The sequence below is a fragment of the Micromonospora sp. NBC_01699 genome (assembly GCF_036250065.1).
In the GTDB taxonomy this organism is placed as follows: domain Bacteria; phylum Actinomycetota; class Actinomycetes; order Mycobacteriales; family Micromonosporaceae; genus Micromonospora_G.
On sequence record NZ_CP109199.1, the window covers coordinates 2,970,934 to 2,987,685 of the forward strand.

At 69.8% G+C, this 16,752-nt stretch carries 12 protein-coding genes; 5 read left to right on the forward strand and 7 right to left on the reverse strand.

Annotation, left to right across the window (positions count from 1 at the left end; all coding sequences use genetic code 11):
* Positions 1-158: 158 nt before the first annotated feature.
* Positions 159-1,118 carry an ABC transporter substrate-binding protein gene (locus OG792_RS13315; protein WP_329109792.1) on the reverse strand — a complete coding sequence of 320 codons (960 nt, stop codon included), beginning with the start codon at positions 1,116-1,118 and terminating at the stop codon, positions 159-161.
* 222 nt (positions 1,119-1,340) lie between these two features.
* Between OG792_RS13315 and lon the strand changes: the two genes are divergently transcribed.
* Positions 1,341-3,683: an endopeptidase La gene (gene lon, locus OG792_RS13320; protein ID WP_329109793.1), complete on the forward strand. Its 2,343-nt coding sequence runs from the start codon at positions 1,341-1,343 to the stop codon at positions 3,681-3,683.
* A gap of 348 nt (positions 3,684-4,031) precedes the next feature.
* Complete coding sequence (locus tag OG792_RS13325; protein ID WP_329109794.1) at positions 4,032-5,669, forward strand: ABC-F family ATP-binding cassette domain-containing protein; 1,638 nt, start codon at positions 4,032-4,034, stop codon at positions 5,667-5,669.
* A gap of 91 nt (positions 5,670-5,760) precedes the next feature.
* Here the strand turns inward: OG792_RS13325 and OG792_RS13330 are convergent, their stop codons facing one another.
* Positions 5,761-6,732: a hypothetical protein gene (locus OG792_RS13330; protein ID WP_329109795.1), complete on the reverse strand. Its 972-nt coding sequence runs from the start codon at positions 6,730-6,732 to the stop codon at positions 5,761-5,763.
* 800 nt (positions 6,733-7,532) lie between these two features.
* Positions 7,533-7,754, reverse strand: coding sequence for a hypothetical protein (locus OG792_RS13335; RefSeq protein WP_329109796.1), 222 nt, complete (start codon positions 7,752-7,754; stop codon positions 7,533-7,535).
* A 597-nt stretch (positions 7,755-8,351) separates the two neighbouring features.
* On the opposite strand from OG792_RS13335, the gene OG792_RS13340 reads away from it, so the two are divergent.
* Entirely contained in the window at positions 8,352-8,723 is a 372-nt protein-coding gene (locus tag OG792_RS13340) for a hypothetical protein (protein WP_329109797.1), read from the forward strand.
* 195 nt (positions 8,724-8,918) lie between these two features.
* The gene (locus OG792_RS13345) at positions 8,919-9,746 is read left to right on the forward strand and encodes an SAM-dependent methyltransferase (protein WP_329109799.1); all 828 of its coding nucleotides are present in this window, start codon (positions 8,919-8,921) and stop codon (positions 9,744-9,746) included.
* 27 nt (positions 9,747-9,773) lie between these two features.
* Here OG792_RS13345 and OG792_RS13350 read toward each other — a convergent pair whose 3' ends face one another.
* From OG792_RS13350 to OG792_RS13360, 3 genes are read right to left on the reverse strand one after another with little or no spacing between them, the layout of a single operon-like run.
* Positions 9,774-10,622, reverse strand: a complete 849-nt coding sequence (locus OG792_RS13350) for a carbohydrate ABC transporter permease (RefSeq protein ID WP_329109800.1) — start codon at positions 10,620-10,622, stop codon at positions 9,774-9,776.
* Complete coding sequence (locus OG792_RS13355) at positions 10,619-11,605, reverse strand: carbohydrate ABC transporter permease (protein ID WP_329109802.1); 987 nt, start codon at positions 11,603-11,605, stop codon at positions 10,619-10,621. The genes OG792_RS13350 and OG792_RS13355 overlap by 4 nt, the downstream gene beginning before the upstream one ends.
* 8 nt (positions 11,606-11,613) lie before the next feature.
* Positions 11,614-12,990, reverse strand: coding sequence for an ABC transporter substrate-binding protein (locus OG792_RS13360; protein ID WP_329109804.1), 1,377 nt, complete (start codon positions 12,988-12,990; stop codon positions 11,614-11,616).
* A 483-nt stretch (positions 12,991-13,473) separates the two neighbouring features.
* On the opposite strand from OG792_RS13360, the gene OG792_RS13365 reads away from it, so the two are divergent.
* Positions 13,474-15,876 (forward strand): galactose-binding domain-containing protein, encoded by a 2,403-nt coding sequence (locus OG792_RS13365; protein ID WP_329109805.1) that lies wholly within the window; start codon positions 13,474-13,476, stop codon positions 15,874-15,876.
* Positions 15,877-15,943: 67 nt separating this feature from the next.
* Here the strand turns inward: OG792_RS13365 and OG792_RS13370 are convergent, their stop codons facing one another.
* Positions 15,944-16,438, reverse strand: a complete 495-nt coding sequence (locus OG792_RS13370; protein ID WP_329109806.1) for a nitroreductase/quinone reductase family protein — start codon at positions 16,436-16,438, stop codon at positions 15,944-15,946.
* Positions 16,439-16,752: the final 314 nt, after the last annotated feature.

A 16,752-nucleotide genomic window follows, 5' to 3' on the forward strand; every position in this document is an offset into this window, starting at 1 on the left:
TCGCTCCTCCTGCCGGTCCACACCCGCGCCGCCGCCGGTGTCGCCGTGTTCGTCGCCGCCGCCTTTCGTTTCAGTATGCGGAGCGCGACCCGTCGGCCGGTATCGATGCCGTGCGCACTTTCCGGTAGGCCCGGTGGCGGTAGAGGTTCCCGTCGCGGTCACCGGAAGAGCGCGTCCACCTGCGGCGGCTTCGTGACCAGGCCGTCCCGCTCGGCCATGTCGGCGAGCGCCTGTACCGACTGCCGGTTGATCTTCGCGGCGAAGGAGGGCAGCGTCAGGGTGGGGATCAGGTCGGCCCCGATGGAGGTGTACGTGGACAGCACCTGACGGGTCTCGTCCGGGTGCGACGCGGCGTACGCCTGCGATTCCACCATCGCCTCGGTGAACGCCTCGACCAGGGCGGGTTCGGACTCGATCAGGTCTTCCGAGGTGAAGTACGACGCCACCGAGAGGTTCGCCGTCGCCTCCGCGTACGCCGACGAGATGTCCCGGCTCCGCTGGTTGCGGGCGATGGTCAGGAAGGGCTCGACCACGAACGCGGCGTCGACCCGGCCGCTCAGCACGGCGGCCGGCATCTCCGGGAACGGCAGTTCGACGAACTTCACCGTTGCGGGATCGCCGCCGGCCTTGCGGACCGCCTCGCGTACGACGGTGTCGCCGATGTTGTTCAGGGTGTTGATGGCCACCGATCGGCCGGACAGGTCGGCGCTGGACCTGATCGGGCTGCCGTCCGGGACCACCACCCCGGCGAAGTCCCGGCCGGGCGTACCGGTCGAGGAGGAGCCCGGCGCCACGATCTTCAGCGGGAGCCCGCGGGTCTGGGCGAGCAGCAGCGAGGTGTTGTTGCTGAATCCGAACTGGAACTGGCCGGAGAGCACGGCCGGCACGATCGCGGCGCCACCCTGGGCGGGTTCGAGTTTGACCCTCAGCTTGCGTTCGGCGAAGAATCCCTGCTGGATGCCGAGATAGATCGGGGCCACGTCGAGGATCGGGATCACCCCGACGGTGATCTCCCGGTGCCCGATCCCGGTCCCGCCGCCGGTGGCGGAGCCGTCCGCACCGCCGCACGCGGTGAGTGACATGGCGGCGGCCAGGATGACGGCAAGTCCTCTACGCAACTGGTGCTCCCGATCCGGCCGGCGACCAACGCGCCCGACCAACCCCGTGCGAATCGCGAAGGCGAATTCCGCTCAGGACCCTAGGGTCCGGTTCGTCGGAAGGTCAACAAAGGTCGGGTCCCGGCGTACGGGCCGGATGTGGCCTGCGCCACAGCACGGAACACGGGGCACGGTTTGTTACTTGAGTCGTACAGGCTCAACTCAAACGATGGCAGGTGTTCGATGGCAACTCTTCCGGTTCTGCCCCTGACCGACGCAGTCCTGCTGCCCGGGATGGTCATCCCGGTGACCCTCGACCCGAGCACCCAGGCTGCCGTCGACGCCGCTCGCGCGGCCGGTGACAAGAAAGTTCTCGCGGTACCCCGGGTGGACGGGGAATACGGCTCCATGGGCGTTGTCGCCCTGATCGAGAAGGTCGGTCGGCTGCCCAGCGGCGAGCCGGCAGCCGTGGTCCGGGGCGTGTCCCGGGCCCGGATCGGCTCCGGCGTGCCCGGACCCGGAGCGGCGCTCTGGGTCGAGGCGACCGAGCTCGACGAACCCGCCCCGAGCGGCCGGGCCAAGGAACTCGCCCGCGAGTACCGGGCCCTCACCACGTCGCTGCTCCAGGAGCGTGGCGCCTGGCAGGTCATCGACGCGCTGGAGCGGATGACCGACCTCTCCGAACTGGCCGACTCGGCCGGTTACACCTCCTGGCTCACCCTGGCCCAGAAGACCGAACTGCTCGCCGCGACGGACGTGACGACGCGGCTCGAACTGCTCGTCGGCTGGGTCCGCGCCCACCTGGCGGAGCAGGAGGTCACCGAGCAGATCAACTCGGACGTACGCGAGGGGCTGGAGAAGTCCCAGCGCGAGTTCCTGCTCCGGCAGCAGCTCGCCGCGATCCGCAAGGAACTGGGCGAGGACGAGCCGGACGGCTCGGCCGACTACCGGTCCCGGGTCGAGTCCGCCGACCTGCCCGACAAGGTACGCGAAGCGGCCATGCGCGAGGTCGGTCGGCTGGAGCGGGCCAGTGACGCCTCCCCGGAGGCGGGCTGGATCCGCACCTGGCTCGACACCGTACTGGAAATGCCCTGGACGACCCGGACCGACGACAACACCGACCTGGCCGCGGCCCGCGAGGTGCTCGACGCCGACCACGCCGGCCTGAGCGACGTCAAGGACCGGATCCTGGAGTACCTGGCGGTGCGCAACCGTCGCGCCACCCGCAACCTCCAGGTGGTCGGCGGCCGTGGCTCCGGTGCCGTGCTCGCCCTCGCCGGCCCGCCCGGGGTGGGTAAGACCAGCCTCGGCGAGTCGGTCGCCCACGCGCTCGGCCGCAAGTTCGTCCGGGTGTCCCTCGGCGGTATCCGCGACGAGGCCGAGATCCGGGGTCACCGGCGTACCTACGTCGGCGCGCTGCCCGGCCGGATCGTCCGGGCGCTGCGCGAGGCGGGTTCGATGAACCCGGTGATCCTGCTGGACGAGGTCGACAAGATCTCCGCGGGCTACGCCGGTGACCCGGCCGCCGCCCTGCTCGAAGTCCTCGACCCGGCCCAGAACCACACCTTCCGGGACCACTACCTGGAGGTCGACCTCGACCTCTCGGACGTGCTCTTCCTGGCCACCGCCAACGTGGTCGACTCCATCCCCGGCCCGCTGCTGGACCGGATGGAACTGGTCACGCTCGACGGCTACACCGAGGAGGAGAAGGTCGCCATCGCCCGCGACCACCTGCTGCCCCGGCAGCTCGACCGGGCCGGCCTGACCGCCGAGGAGTTCAGCGTCAGCGACGAGGCCCTGGCCCGCCTCGCGGCCGAGTACACCCGCGAGGCGGGCGTACGGCAACTCGAACGGGCACTGGCCAGGATCCTGCGCAAGGTCGCGGTCGCGCTGGCGACGAGCGACGGACCGGTACGGGTCGACACCGACAACCTCAAGACGTACCTGGGGCGGCCCCGGTTCACCCCGGAGTCGGCCGAGCGCACCGCCGTACCGGGCGTGGCGACCGGCCTGGCCGTCACCGGCGCCGGTGGTGACGTGCTCTTCATCGAGGCGACCAGCATGGAGGGCGAGCCGGGGCTGACCCTGACCGGCCAGCTCGGCGACGTGATGAAGGAGTCGGCGCAGATCGCCCTGTCGTACCTGCGCTCGAACGGCCGCAAGTTCGGGCTCGACCCGAACGCGCTGGCCGGACGCCGGATCCACCTGCACGTACCGGCGGGTGCGGTGCCCAAGGACGGCCCCAGTGCCGGTATCACCATGGTCACCGCGCTGGCTTCGCTCGCCTCCGGGCGGCCGGTCCGTCCGGAGTTCGGGATGACCGGTGAGGTCACCCTGGCCGGTCGGGTGCTGCCGATCGGCGGGGTGAAGCAGAAGCTGCTCGCCGCGCACCGGGCCGGCCTCACCGAGGTCATCATCCCGGCCCGCAACGAGCCCGACCTGGACGACCTGCCGACCGAGGTGCGCGAGGCACTGACCGTGCACACCCTGGCCGACGTGGCGGACGTACTCGCGCTGGCCCTGCGGCCGGCCGAGGAGGCCGACGACGTGCAGACGCTGGACGGTCCGGCGCTCGCGGTGGCGTAACACCGACCGACGGTCCGTGCGGGGGCGCTCCACTTCGGTGGGGCGCCCCCGCCGTCCGTGCACACCCCTTCGGGTACGCCGAACGGCACACCCGCGCCGGTCCACCCGAGCCCCCGATGGGAGCAGGGGTCCGCTGGTAAAGTGGCCCACGAGTGATCGGAATCAGGGCGATCGAAATCAGGGAGACCAGACATGGCGGGTGACGACGACATCTCCGGGTGACACCCGGACGTGATCGGCCACCGGTGGGCGCGCAGAGCGCCGACGTGGCCATGTCGTCGTTCCACCCATCCCTGTTCCTCCACCGGGTGACCCCGGTCGCCCGCATCACACTCCCGAGGCACTCGCATGTCCGATGCGTTCATCGTCTGCTCGAACCTGTCCTTCTCCTGGCCGGACGACACCCCGGTCTTCCGGGACCTCTCCTTCACCGTCGGCGGCGGCCGTACGGGCGTCGTCGCGCCGAACGGCGCCGGCAAGAGCACCCTGCTGCGGCTGATCGCCGGGGAGTTGCCGCCCACCGGTGGGTCGGTGACCGTCAACGGGCTGCTCGCCTACCTACCGCAGACCCTGCCGCTGGTCGGCGACCTGACCGTGGCCGAGGTGCTGGGCATCGCCGACGTACTCGGCGCGCTGGACGCCATCGAGTCCGGTGACGCGAGCGAGCGGCACTTCACCACGATCGGCAACGACTGGGACATCGAGGAGCGGACCCGGGTCGAGTTGGACCGGCTCGGCCTCGCCGACGTCGCCCTCACCCGGCACCTGCACACCCTCAGCGGCGGACAGGTCGTCTCCCTCGGCCTGGCGGCCCAGTTGCTCCGGCGGCCCGACGTGCTGCTGCTCGACGAGCCGACGAACAATCTCGACCTCGACGCCCGCCGCAAGCTCTACGGCGTGGTCGAGGACTGGGCCGGCTGCCTGCTGCTGGTCAGCCACGACCGGGCACTGCTGGACCGGATGGACCGCATCCTCGAACTCGACCGGGGCGAGGTCCGCTCCCACGGCGGGAACTTCACCGCGTACGAGGAGGCCGTGCGCGGTGAGCGGGAGGTGGCCGAGAAGAACGTCCGCAACGCCGAGCAGGAGGTCAAACGGGAGAAGCGGGAGATGCAGCAGGCCCGGGAGCGGGCCGAACGCCGGGCCGGCAACGCCTCCCGGAACCTCGGGAACGCCGGACTGCCGAAGATCTTCGCCGGGACGATGAAACGGGGCGCGCAGGAGTCGGCCGGGAAGGCGAACACGACCCACGCGGCACGGGTCGGTGACGCGAAGGCCCGACTCGACGAGGCCGGTCGCGCCCTGCGGGACGAGCAGCGGATCACGCTGGAACTGCCCGACACCAGGGTCCCGGCCGGACGTACGGTCTTCCTCGGCGAGCGGATGCAGGCCCGGTACGGCGAGCGCGCCCTGTTCGCCGACGGGGGCGTCGACCTGAGCATCCGGGGACCCGAGCGGATCGCCCTGACCGGCCCGAACGGTGCCGGCAAGTCCACCCTGCTGCGGTTGGTGAACGGCGACCAGGAGCCGGAGGGCGGCGAGTTCAGGCGGGCCGACGGCCGGATCGCGTACCTGTCGCAGCGGCTGGACCTGCTGGATCCCGACCGTACCGTGGCGGAGAGCCTGGCCGCCTTCGCGCCCGCGATGCCGGCGGCGGCGCGGATGAACCTGCTCGCCCGGTTCCTGTTCCGGGGCGCGCGCATCCACCTTCCGGTCGGGGTGCTGTCCGGTGGTGAACGGTTGCGCGCCACCCTGGCCTGTGTGCTGTTCGCCGAGCCGGCGCCCCAGTTGCTGCTGCTGGACGAGCCGACGAACAACCTCGACCTGGTCAGTGTCGGCCAGTTGGAGAGCGCGCTCAACGCGTACGAGGGTGCGTTCGTGGTGGTCAGTCACGACGAACGGTTCCTCACCGAGATCGGGGTGGACCGCTGGCTGCGGCTGGCCGAGGGCCGGTTGTCGCAGTCGCGGGCACCCGAGACCGACTGAGCGCGTACGGACGGGCCGGACGCGGGCTGGTGACCCACCCCCACCAGGGTGACCACGCCCACGTCCGGCCCGCAGCCCGGACGGACTGTCGTTACTGCCGGGTCGGGCGTACCAGGTACTGCACGCCGCCGGCATCGGTCTTCGGTGCGCCGGCCCTGGCCTGCCCGAACTGCACCACGTCGATCGTGAACAGCTTCGAGGACACGGTCGTGGTCGAGAAGATCAGACTGAACTCCGGTCGTTCACCGGGATTGAGCACCAGGTCGATGATCTTGGCGTTGGCCGCCACCACCTCCACCTGGTTGCGGCCGGCCTCGCGGATGCCCGTGCCGGGTCGTCCGGCCTGCACCCAACGCGGGAACAGGACCGGGCCCAGGTCAACGATGATCTTGCCACCGATGTTCTGGAACGGCTCTCCGCGCTGGGCGATGACGAGGTCGTTCCTGGTCACCGTCTCGGTCTCGTTGCCGATCGCGAACGGACGCACCTGGGGGGAACCGGGGAGCGGGTTGACCGAGTCGACGTTGCGCCAGGCGATGTTGTTGTTGTTCCGGGTGTTCTCGCTGTGGTTCGGGCCGATGGACGTCATCGGGTCGGTGCTGGAGATCCACCGGGCCTGCAAGCAGAAGTGCCCGGGACCGGGTACGCCGTTCCACTCGATCGTCACGGTGGTGACACCCGGGTAGGCGGTCGTCACGATGCTGTTGCCGATGTGGGTCCACTCACTCGACCAGGTCGAGCCGCCACCCGGCGTCGTCCGGTAGAGCTCCACGAAGCCGGTGCTCGGGCCGCTGCCGTACGGGCCGGCGACGTTCACCTTGACGAAGACCCAGTTGGTCACTCCGACGATCGGGTTCTGGCTGGTCGCGCATTCGACCGCGGTCGGGCAGACCTTGATGTCCGGGCTGGCCCAGATCGGGTCGAGGGCGTGCGGCTCCAGGCCGACGTCGCCCGCGACGTCCCGGATGAACGCGTCGGTACGCGCCGCCACCGTGACACCGTCCGTGGTCGGGCCGGCCAGCGCGGCCCCGGCGGTGGCCAGGGTCATCAGTGTCGCCAACACTGTTCCGACGATTAGTCGGGGCGCCGATCGACGCCCACTTTGTCTTGGGGTGAACATGTGTCATGCCCTCCGTTTGGTGGTGGAGTAGGTCCGGCAATTCGCCGCCCAGATGGGTGGCCAGTCGGCCGAGTTAATGTATGACACAGATCAGCGACTATGTGATGAGTCGTGATTCCGGTTGTCGTGCCTGCCCGGTTATGTCGGTATGATTGCTATTTCCAAGGTAACTGGAATGCCGCCTCGACGAGCGGCCCGCGCCCGGGGTCGGCGACGGGTGCACCCCGGCCGTCGGGCCGGAAACGCTCCGGGGCGACCGGCCGGGTAGCGGCCCCCTCGCCGGCCCCGCTGTCGATGTCTGCGCTGGTCCGGGTGCCTGCGTCGAGGGCGTGGCCGGCTTCGTTGGGCCGGGATGTCGGGGTGTCGGGGCCGTCGCGTCCCGGCGTCGTCTGTGTCCCTCCGGGGCGCGTCGCCCGCTGCGGATCCGGACCCCGGCGCGGGTGGAGTGGACCAGTTGAAACGAGGATGCCGGTAAGTGGTGCGGGTGACGAAAAGATGGACGTACGACCGCGCCCGAGGGTTGTCTGTGTGCCGCGCCGGAAAAGGATATCGGTCGCTCATCCTCCCCAGTGAGCGACCGATATCCCGGTGGGTCCGTTCAGATCATCCCGGTCGGCCCGGTGTCGGCCGCTCGCCGGGAAAGATTGCGATAGAGCGCTCGCCGGAGGTCTGACCGGCTTTCCCGGTGGCGGCCGGCGTTGCGCCTGATCCGCCTCAGGCGACCCTGTCTGTCCACCATGGAATCAAAGCGCTGGTCTGCTGGGTTGGGCATTCGGACCTTTCCGGTTCCGGTTGTGGTCCTCGGGGGCCAGGTGCCAAGGGGTCTCGGCGTCGATCTCGACCTGTGGGTCCTCGACGATCTGGATGTCGATCGTGTACCCCCGGATGGTCAGTGCGTCCTCCGGGTCCGATGCATCGGTCTGCTCGTCGCCGACTCGGAGATACGCTCCGTCTTGCTGGCTCACTTGCTGATTCCTCCTGTCGTAGTGAAACGGGGTTCGTGGCCAGTACGGCTGAATCAAGATCGCTTAGTGTGATCGAGACGCTACCGACCATACATTGACTGGCTCCACCTCCCCGCATCTGTACCCCTATGGCGGGGTGTGTCCTGGCAATAGGTGCAAAATAGTGCGGGATCGGATTATCTACTTGAATGACAGTCCCGACGCCGAGGTCTGCGGTGAATGTGGAATGGCTGAATGAGTACGCCGCGACGGCGATTGTCAACCGCCTAAGTCGATGTCGCACACATGGTCCGTCGGTCCGGCGTCCCTTGGCCCGGCAGTCGCATTTCTGACAGCAGCCCGCGCGGTGTCGGGAATAACCTCCAGCAACCGCCACCGGAGGCGAAAATTGTGAGGGCGTGGTCGCCGTTGTGGCGGTGGTCATGCCTGGTCCATAGTCGACTGGTCATTCGAGGGGATTGCCGTGATCACACCGGGGGAGCGCATCGCGACGACCAGAGGCGGCACTGGGACAACAGCTTCCTACCCGGGCCCCGGGAAAGGATGGCGCCCATGACGCGGGTAACTGACGAACGAACCACGACCGATGGGCGAAGCGTGGCTGACGATCGAGCGGTGGCCGACCGGGCGGGCGGTATCGGAGTGCCGCCGGAGTCGTCGTCCGGGGCGTCCGGTTCCGGGGCGGGGGCAGCCAATAATCCGGGCAACGGACCCGGCACCGGGGGGCAGGAGGGGGGGCCGGGTGCCGGCGACGGCAGCCGCTCGCTGGTGAAGGTCACCGTCAACCTCACCCCGCGCGCGGTGGACGCCCTCGACGCGTCCTGTGCGCGTACCAGGGACACCAAGACGGACACGATCAACCGGGCACTGGTCGTCTACAACCTGGTGCTGGAGCTGATGGAACGCGGCGGGGGGAGCCTCACCCTGCAAAACCGCGACGGCGGCACCGAACGGGTGCACCTGCTCTGAGACGGCCGTGACGACGGGTGCCGGGGACGGGCCGGGCACGGCTGGCCCCACCGGCACCCGTCGTGGTCGGCTCCGCTTCTGTTGACGGGGACGGATTTTGTCGCCGGCCACGGGCAGGCATGATGATGGCTCCCAACCGAACGGATCGATGGTCCCTCGTGACGGGGATCAATCCGGTCGACCGGAGGAGGAGCGATGGGGCTGTCCGAGGACAAGCAGTGGATGCCGGACGAGACGGATCCGACCGGACCGAACCTGGCCCGGGTCTACAACGCCATCGGTGGTGGCACCCACACGTTCGGTGCGGACCGGGAGATGGCGAACCAGCTGCTGACCGTACAGCCCGAGTTGGCGTACTGGGTGCGTACCAACCGGGCGTTCCTGGCCCGGTCGGCCAGGTTCGTGTTCGAGGCGGGGATCCGGCAGGTGCTGGACGTCGGCGCCGGCCTGCTCGCCCCGGGCAGCGTGCACGACATCGCCGCGCAGGTCGCGCCGGACGCCCGGGTGCTCTACCTGGATGTCGATCCGGTGGTGGTCGCCCAGGCCAACGAGATCCTGCGCGACCAGCCCCTGGTGTCGGCGTTCCGGGGCGACCTGCGCCACCCGGCCGAGGTGGTACGGCTGGCCACCGAGGCCGGTCTGGACTTCACCCGGCCGGTGGCGATCCTGCTGGTGGCGGTGCTCCACTTCGTCCAGGACTCGGACGATCCGGAGGCAATCATCGCCCGGCTCCGCGACGCCGTACCGTCCGGGTCCTATGTGGTCATCTCGCACGCCTCGCGACCGCCGCAGCTCACCGCGGCGGGCGTCCGGGCCGAGAAGGAGTACAGCGAGCGGACCGCGCCGGTCGCGTTGCGCGGCCGTGAGCAGGTCGAACGGCTCTTCGAGGGCTGGGACCTGCTGGAGCCGGGGCTGGTCCAGCCCCCGTTCTGGCGTCCCGAACCGGAGGAGCTGGTCGAGCCCGCCGACGTCGAACGGGCCAAGGGCACGCCCGCCTGGGTGGGGGTGGCGATCAAGCCCTGACCCGGTACGGGGTGGCCGGCGCCGGGCTCAGTCCTTCACGGCGCCGGCGAGACCGTTGACGAAGTAACGCTGGGCGACGAGGAACAGCACGATGACCGGCACCACCAGGATCAGCGAGCCGGCCATGATCTCGTTGTACCGGGGCACGTTGCCCGAGGCGAGCATCTCCAGCGCCAGCGGCAGGGTGTAGCGGGACTCGTCGTTGAGCGAGACCCGGGTCAGCACGTACTCGTTCCAGGTCGGCACGGCGGTCAGCACCGCGATGGTGATCAACGCGGGGCGGCTCAGCGGCAGGTAGACCCGCCAGAAGATGCGTACCTCGCCGGCCCCGTCGACCCGCGCCGCGTCGTGCAGTTCGCGGGGGATGGTCCGGAACGCGTTGGTCAGCAGCAGCACCGTCAGCGGGGCGGTGCCGTTGACGAACGGCAGCACCAGCCCCAGGTGGGTGCCGAGGATGCCGAGCCGGTTCTCCAGGATCACCAGCGGCAGCAGCACGGTGATGCCGGGCACGAACAGCAGCGCGACAAAGAACCAGAACAGGAACCGGCGGCCGGGGAAGTCCAGCACCGCGAACGCGTACGACGCCAGGCTGTAGACGACCAGCACGCCGAGCACGGTCAGGCCGGTCACCCGCAGGCTGTTCAGCAGGTAGTCGAAGAAGTGCAGCCGGCTCCACGTCTCGGCCAGGGTGTCCCAGGTCGGCCGGCGGGGCACCAGGTGACCGCCGCGCAGGATCTCGTCCCGGTCCTTGAGCGCACCGGAGACCATCCAGGCGAACGGATAGAGGCTGACCGCGGCGTACAGGGCGAGACCGGCGTACGCGACCAGCCGGCCGACCGACGGACGGCGGCCGGTGGCGGCGCGGGTGGCATTCATTGGCTGCTCCGCAGCAGTCGGGCGTTGACGACGGTGAGCAGCAGCGCGGCCAGGAAGATCAGCCAGCCGAGCGCGCTGGCCACCCCGAGGGTGGGGGACAGGTTCTGGAAGAAGGCGAGCTGGTACGCCTGCAACCCGAGCACGTCGGTGTGACCGCCCGGCCCGCCGTTGGTCATCAGCAGGAAGATCTGGAAGCCCTGCATGGTGTCCCGGATGCCGAGCAGGGTGATCGCCGCCGTGATCGGCACCAGCAGTGGCCAGGTGATGTGCCGGACCACGCGGACGCCACCGGCGCCGTCGAGCTGCGCGGCCTCCAGCAGGTGCGGGTCGATGGCCTGCAACCCGGCGAGGTAGAGCAGCATCGCCACCGGCACACTGCCCCAGATGATGATCACGATGAGGGTGGCGAGTGCGGTGTCCGGGTCGGCGAGCCAGCCCTCGGGTCGGGCCAGGCTGCCGAGCCCGACCGAGCGGAGCAGCAGGTTGATCGACCCGTCCGGTTCGAGCACGTACCGCCAGGCGTAGTAGACCGCGATCCCGGTGGTCACGTACGGCAGGAAGTAGACCGACCGGAGCAGGCCGCGCAGCCGTCGGACGGTGTTGAGCAGTACGGCCAGCGGTAGCGCCACCGCCACCGTGCCGACCGGTACGGCGAGCATCGCGATCGCGGTGTGCCGGGCGGCGGACCGCAGCTCGGGCGCCAGGGTCGGGTCGCGGTAGAGCAGGTCCCGGTAGTTGTCCAGCCCCACCCACTCCCAGTTCGGGGTGAAGCCGTTCCACTTGGCGAAGCTCAGCGTGACGCTGTAGCCGATCGTGTAGAGCCCCATCACCAGGAAGAGCAGGACGGCGGGCGCGACAAAGGCGTACCCGATCAGCCACTGGCGCCGGGCCCGGCGCCCGGCCCGGCGGGCGCGGCGGGGTGACCGTCGGGACGGCCCGGCTCCGGGCCGTCCCGACGGGTCGATCGTGTTCAGCAGCGCCACTGTGCGTCCTAACCGGACTTCTGCCACATGGCCGTGAGCACCTTGTCGAGCTGCGCGGCGGTGGCCGCCGGGTCGGTCTCGCCCAGCGGGGAGAACCTGACCAGTGGGTCGCCGACCTGCACCTCGTCGTAGTCCGGCGGCCGGAAGCTCTTGTCGGCCGCGTCGTAGGTGGCCTCCGGCGGCCCGGTGAAGTACTGCTGCAACGCGGCGAGCTTCGGCCCGAGCAGGGCGGCGGCCTGGTCGCCGAGGTCGGTCGCCGGCAGGTCCAGCGACGCCTTGGCGAACGCGCCGGACCCCTCCGGGGAGGTGAGGTGGTCGATCCACTTGATCGCCGCGGCCCGGTTCTTCGTCTGGGCGCTGACCGAGAGACCGGTCAGCGCCAGCGGGGCCAGTCGCAGGTCGGTGACCTTGCCGCCGGTGGCCGGTGGGATCGGGAAGGTGACCAGGTTCTCCGCCGGCATGCCGTTCTGGGCGAGGAAGGCCAGGGTGAAGGTGCCGCCGATGTTGAACGCCGACTTTCCCTGGGCGAACGCGACGTCGGCCTCGTCGATGCCGAGTGCGCTCACCCCGGCGATCCAGTGCGGGGTGAGCTGCTGGTAGAGCCGCAGTGTCGTCAGGCCGTCCGGGCTGGCGAAGCCCTGCGCGGGGTCCTTGTCGAACAGCGCCTGGAAGCCGGCCCGTCCGAGGTACGCGAAGGCGAGCTGTTCGTAGATCCAGTTGAAGCCGGTCTGGCTCACCTTCAGGCCCAGCGACAGACCGCCCTGCTTCGGGTCGGCGGCGCCGGTCGCCCTGAGGTAGCCGACGAAGTCCTCCCAGGTGCGCGGCGGGGAGTCGGGGTCGAGCCCGGCCGCCTTCATCTTCTCCCGGTTGCCGTAGACGATGCCGAAGGTGCCGGCGGTGAACGGCACGCTGAACAGGCTGCCGACCTTCGCGTCCTTGACCTCTTCCTGCTCGGCCCGGCGTTTCTCGGTCACCAGCCCGGCCGCCCTGGTGCTGGGCAGGAACCGTTGCAGCGCGGAGTCGGGGAAGTCGGGGGCGAGGTCGCCGAGCAGCCCGGCGCCGCCGATCCGCAGGTCCTCGCCACCGGCGTGCAGTTCGAGTACGTCCGGTAGGTCACCGGTCTGCGCGGCACTCTGGATCTTGCTGGTGAAGACGTCGTCCGGGGTGTACGCCTCGATCTCGACGCTGATCCCGGTCTTCGTCTTGAACTCGGCGGCCACCTGTTCCAGGGCGGTGACGTGGGTGTTCTTGAAGGTCCACATGGTCACCGACCCGTCGGTCGAGTCGGCGTTGTCGTCGTTGCCGCAGGCGGTCATGCCGAGTGCCAGCGTCGCCGCGGCGATACTGGCGAACACCCGGCGGCGGGCCGCCGATGATCTGCTCATGGTCACGGTCTGCTCCCCAGGAGGACGGGTGGGTCGGGTGCCGCCAGTGCTGCGGGTGATCACCTTCTTCGCGCGCCAGTCATCCGAGCTATCCCGGCGGGATCGGCTGGCATCGCTCCGATCAGGAGCATTACGCCTGGCCAAGGCGGGTAGGCATCCGATGTTTATCGCAGGTTACGAGCATCACGACGAAGAAACAAGATGTCGGTAAATATTCATGGACTTTGTCTGCTTCGCGCTCGTGGGGCTTCGGCCGGCCGTCGCCCGTACGGCCTCGGTCGGGATTTTGCTTCCGGTCGTCCAAATGTTTCAGACATCGATCCTTGTATTGCGGTCATGTGAACAAAGCTGGCAGGATGACCGTGATCGGCCCGTGGGCGTACGCCCCGCGGTCGACGGCCCCGGCGCGCGCCCGCAGTCACCCCTCGCCCCCGGTACGACGCGGTACCGACCCCCCGCTGCATCACGAAAGGGAGTGCACCCATGGCAGTCTCCCGCCGCAGGTTCATGTCCTCGGTCGTGGCCGGCTCGGCCCTGGCCGCGGTGTCCACCTCGGAGCTGCTCGCCGCCGCGGCCAGCCCGGCCCACGCGGCCAGCCCGCCCGGCGACGTCGTCGGCAAGATCTCCGTGGGTTACCAGGGCTGGTTCTCCGCCCCCGGCGACGGGGCACCGATCGGCGGCTGGTGGCACTGGAGCCGGGACCGGTTCCAGTCACCCTCACCGAGCAACACCACCATCGTTTCCTGGCCGGACAACCGCGAGTACACGCGTACCTACAACACCGCGTACCCCAACCTCGGCAACGGCCAGCCGGCGGCGCTGTTCTCCTCCTACGACCAGCAGACCGTCGACACCCACTTCCGCTGGATGCAGGAACACAACTGCGACACCGCCGCCCTCCAGCGCTTCAACCCGTTCGGCGACGAGGGCCCCACCCGCGACGCCATGGCGGTCAAGGTCCGCGGCGCGGCGGAACGTTTCGCCCGCAAGTTCTACATCATGTACGACGTCACGAGCTGGACGAACTTCCAGTCCGAGTTGAAGACCGACTGGACCACGAAGATGTCCGCGCTCACCGCCTCACCCGCGTACGCCCGGCAGAACGGCAAGCCGGTGGTCTGCATCTGGGGCTTCGGCTTCAACGACAGCGGCCGACCGTTCCCGCCGGCACCCTGCCTCGAAGTGATCAACTGGTTCAAGGCGCAGGGCTGCTACGTGATCGGCGGGGTGCCGACGTACTGGCGTACCGGGGTGAACGACTCCCGGCCCGGCTTCCTCGACGTCTACCACGCCTTCAACATGATCTCGCCGTGGATGGTCGGCCGGACCGGCACCCTGGACGGGCTGGACTGGTTCTACAACAACGTCAACGTCCCCGACCAGGCCGACTGCAACGCCCACGGGATCGACTACCAGCCCTGCGTCATGCCCGGTGACCTTTCCTCCGGCCACCGCTACCACGGTGACTTCTACTGGCGGCACCTCTACAACATGATCCGGGTCGGCGCGCAGGGCCTCTACGTCTCCATGTTCGACGAGTACAACGAGGGCAACCAGATCGCCAAGACCGCCGAGAGCGCCGCCTGGGTGCCGGTCGGCGCCGGCATCCGCGCCCTCGACGAGGACGGCACCGCCTGCTCCTCCGACTACTACCTGCGGATCACCGCCGACGGCGGCCGGATGCTCAAGGGACAGCTCGCCCTCACCCCGGTCCGCCCGACCCAGCCGGTCGTCGGTGGCGGTGGTCCCGGCCCCGGCCCGACCAACCTCGCCGCCGGCAAGCCGACCACCGCCAGCAGCCAGAACGGCCCGTACCCGGCGGGCAACGCGGTGGACGGCAACCCGTCCAGCTACTGGGAGAGCAGCGGCAGCCTGCCGCAGTGGTTCCAGGTGGACCTCGGCGCCAGCGCCGCTGTCAACCGGGTGGTGCTGCGGCTGCCGGCCGGCTGGGAGAGCCGTACCCAGACGATCGCCGTACAGGGCAGCGCCAACGGGTCCAGCTTCACCACCGTCGTCGGCGCCGCCGGTTACCAGTTCAGCCCGGCCAGCGGCAACACGGTCACCATCAACTTCGCCACCGCCAACCTGCGCCACCTGCGGCTCACCACGTCCGCCAACACCGGCTGGCCGGCGGCGCAACTGTCCCAGGTGGAGGTCTACGGCGGTGTCGTCACCGAACCGGGCACTCCGCCGACCGCACCGGCCGGGCTGACCGTCACCGCCAAGACGGCGACCAGCGTCGCGCTCGCCTGGACCGCGTCCGTCGACGACATCGGGGTGACCGGCTACCAGGTCCGCCAGGGCGGCACCGTGGTCGGCTCGCCCAGCGGTACGTCGTACACGGTGGGTGGGTTGAGCCCGGCGACCGCGTACAGTTTCTCGGTCGTGGCGCTGGACGCGGCGAACAACGTCTCGTCGCCGTCGAACACGGTGTCCGTCACCACCGACGCGGCCCCGCCGACCACCGCGAACCTGGCGCTGAACCGACCCACCTCGGAAAGCGGCCACGTCCAGGTCTACGGATCATCCAACGTGGTCGACGGCAACCCGAACACCTACTGGGAGAGCCCGAGCAACGCCTTCCCGCAGTGGGTGCAGGTCGACCTCGGCGCGGCGACCCCGATCCGCCGGGTCGTGCTGAAGCTGCCCCCGTCGGCGGCCTGGGCGACCCGCAACCAGACGGTCACCGTGCAGGGCAGCACCAACGGCTCGACCTTCACCACCATCACCGGCCCGAGCAGCGTCACGTTCAACCCCGCCAGCGCCAACACCGCGACCGTCGCCCTGCCCGCGACCACCACCCGCTACGTCCGCGTGGTCTTCACCGCCAACACCGGCTGGCCCGCCGGCCAGCTGTCGGAACTGGAGATCTACAGCACCCCCTGACCCGCCACCACCGGCCCGGACCAGCGCGGTCCGGGCCGGTCGCCGGCCGGGCCGGGCGCTGTACGGGTCAGCGCTCCCGCGAGGTGTCCGACGTGCCGGGTCCGGGCGCCAGGACGACCACCGCGGTCTCGGACGGCCGCCGCGCCGCGTACGCGTCCAGATTGGTGTCGATCTCGCGCCACCGGGCCCACAGTCGCATCCGTTCGTCGCCGGTCGCGGCGTGACCGCGCACCAGCCGCCGCCCGTCGACCAGCTCGACGGTCGCGTCCGGGTGCGTCCGTAGGTTGAGCCACCAGGCGGGCTCACCCTCACCCCACCCGTTCATCGCCAGCGTCACCAGATTCGGACCGTCCTCGACGTACGCGACGATGACGCTGCGCTGCCGGCCGCTGCGGCGCCCGGTGGTGGTCAGCCTCAGCGTGCCCCAGGCATTGGCGCGTGGTCGCCACAGTCCGACCCGGCCGGCAAAGACCCGGTACACGCCCCGGTGCACCGACCAGGCCAGCCGGATGAACCATCGTGGCGGAAGCTGAGGTGGTTTCGCCCGGCGCTCGACCGACATGGTGACCTCCTGCACACCCGGTTGGCTGCGGACACAGTCACGACGCTAGCCGCAGCGCCGGGGGGCCGGTAGAGCCGAACAGTCCGTCGATGCGACGGGGCACCCGACCCGCTCCGGGCGGTCGAGGGATCTCGGCCTGCGGCGGGCGAAAAAGGCAAAGGCAAGGAGATCGCACTCCTTGCCACTTCTAACGTATACCGCACAGGGGGCCTTGCGGCAAGGCCCCGGTTGTGCCGCAGAATCGGCGGCCGGACACGGCACCGACGAGCAACGGGGGCACCAGGTGGGTGTGTTGTCGATGTACGGGGGACGCG

What these genes read in the sequence shown, in the direction of transcription:
- lon (WP_329109793.1), top strand. Translation starts at nt 1,341, where the DNA reads ATGGCAACTCTTCCGGTTCTGCCCCTGACCGACGCAGTCCTGCTGCCC.
- OG792_RS13325 (WP_329109794.1), top strand. Translation starts at nt 4,032, where the DNA reads ATGTCCGATGCGTTCATCGTCTGCTCGAACCTGTCCTTCTCCTGGCCG.
- OG792_RS13345 (WP_329109799.1), top strand. Translation starts at nt 8,919, where the DNA reads ATGGGGCTGTCCGAGGACAAGCAGTGGATGCCGGACGAGACGGATCCG.
- OG792_RS13350 (WP_329109800.1), bottom strand. Translation starts at nt 10,622, where the DNA reads ATGAATGCCACCCGCGCCGCCACCGGCCGCCGTCCGTCGGTCGGCCGG.
- OG792_RS13360 (WP_329109804.1), bottom strand. Translation starts at nt 12,990, where the DNA reads ATGAGCAGATCATCGGCGGCCCGCCGCCGGGTGTTCGCCAGTATCGCC.
- OG792_RS13365 (WP_329109805.1), top strand. Translation starts at nt 13,474, where the DNA reads ATGGCAGTCTCCCGCCGCAGGTTCATGTCCTCGGTCGTGGCCGGCTCG.
- OG792_RS13370 (WP_329109806.1), bottom strand. Translation starts at nt 16,438, where the DNA reads ATGTCGGTCGAGCGCCGGGCGAAACCACCTCAGCTTCCGCCACGATGG.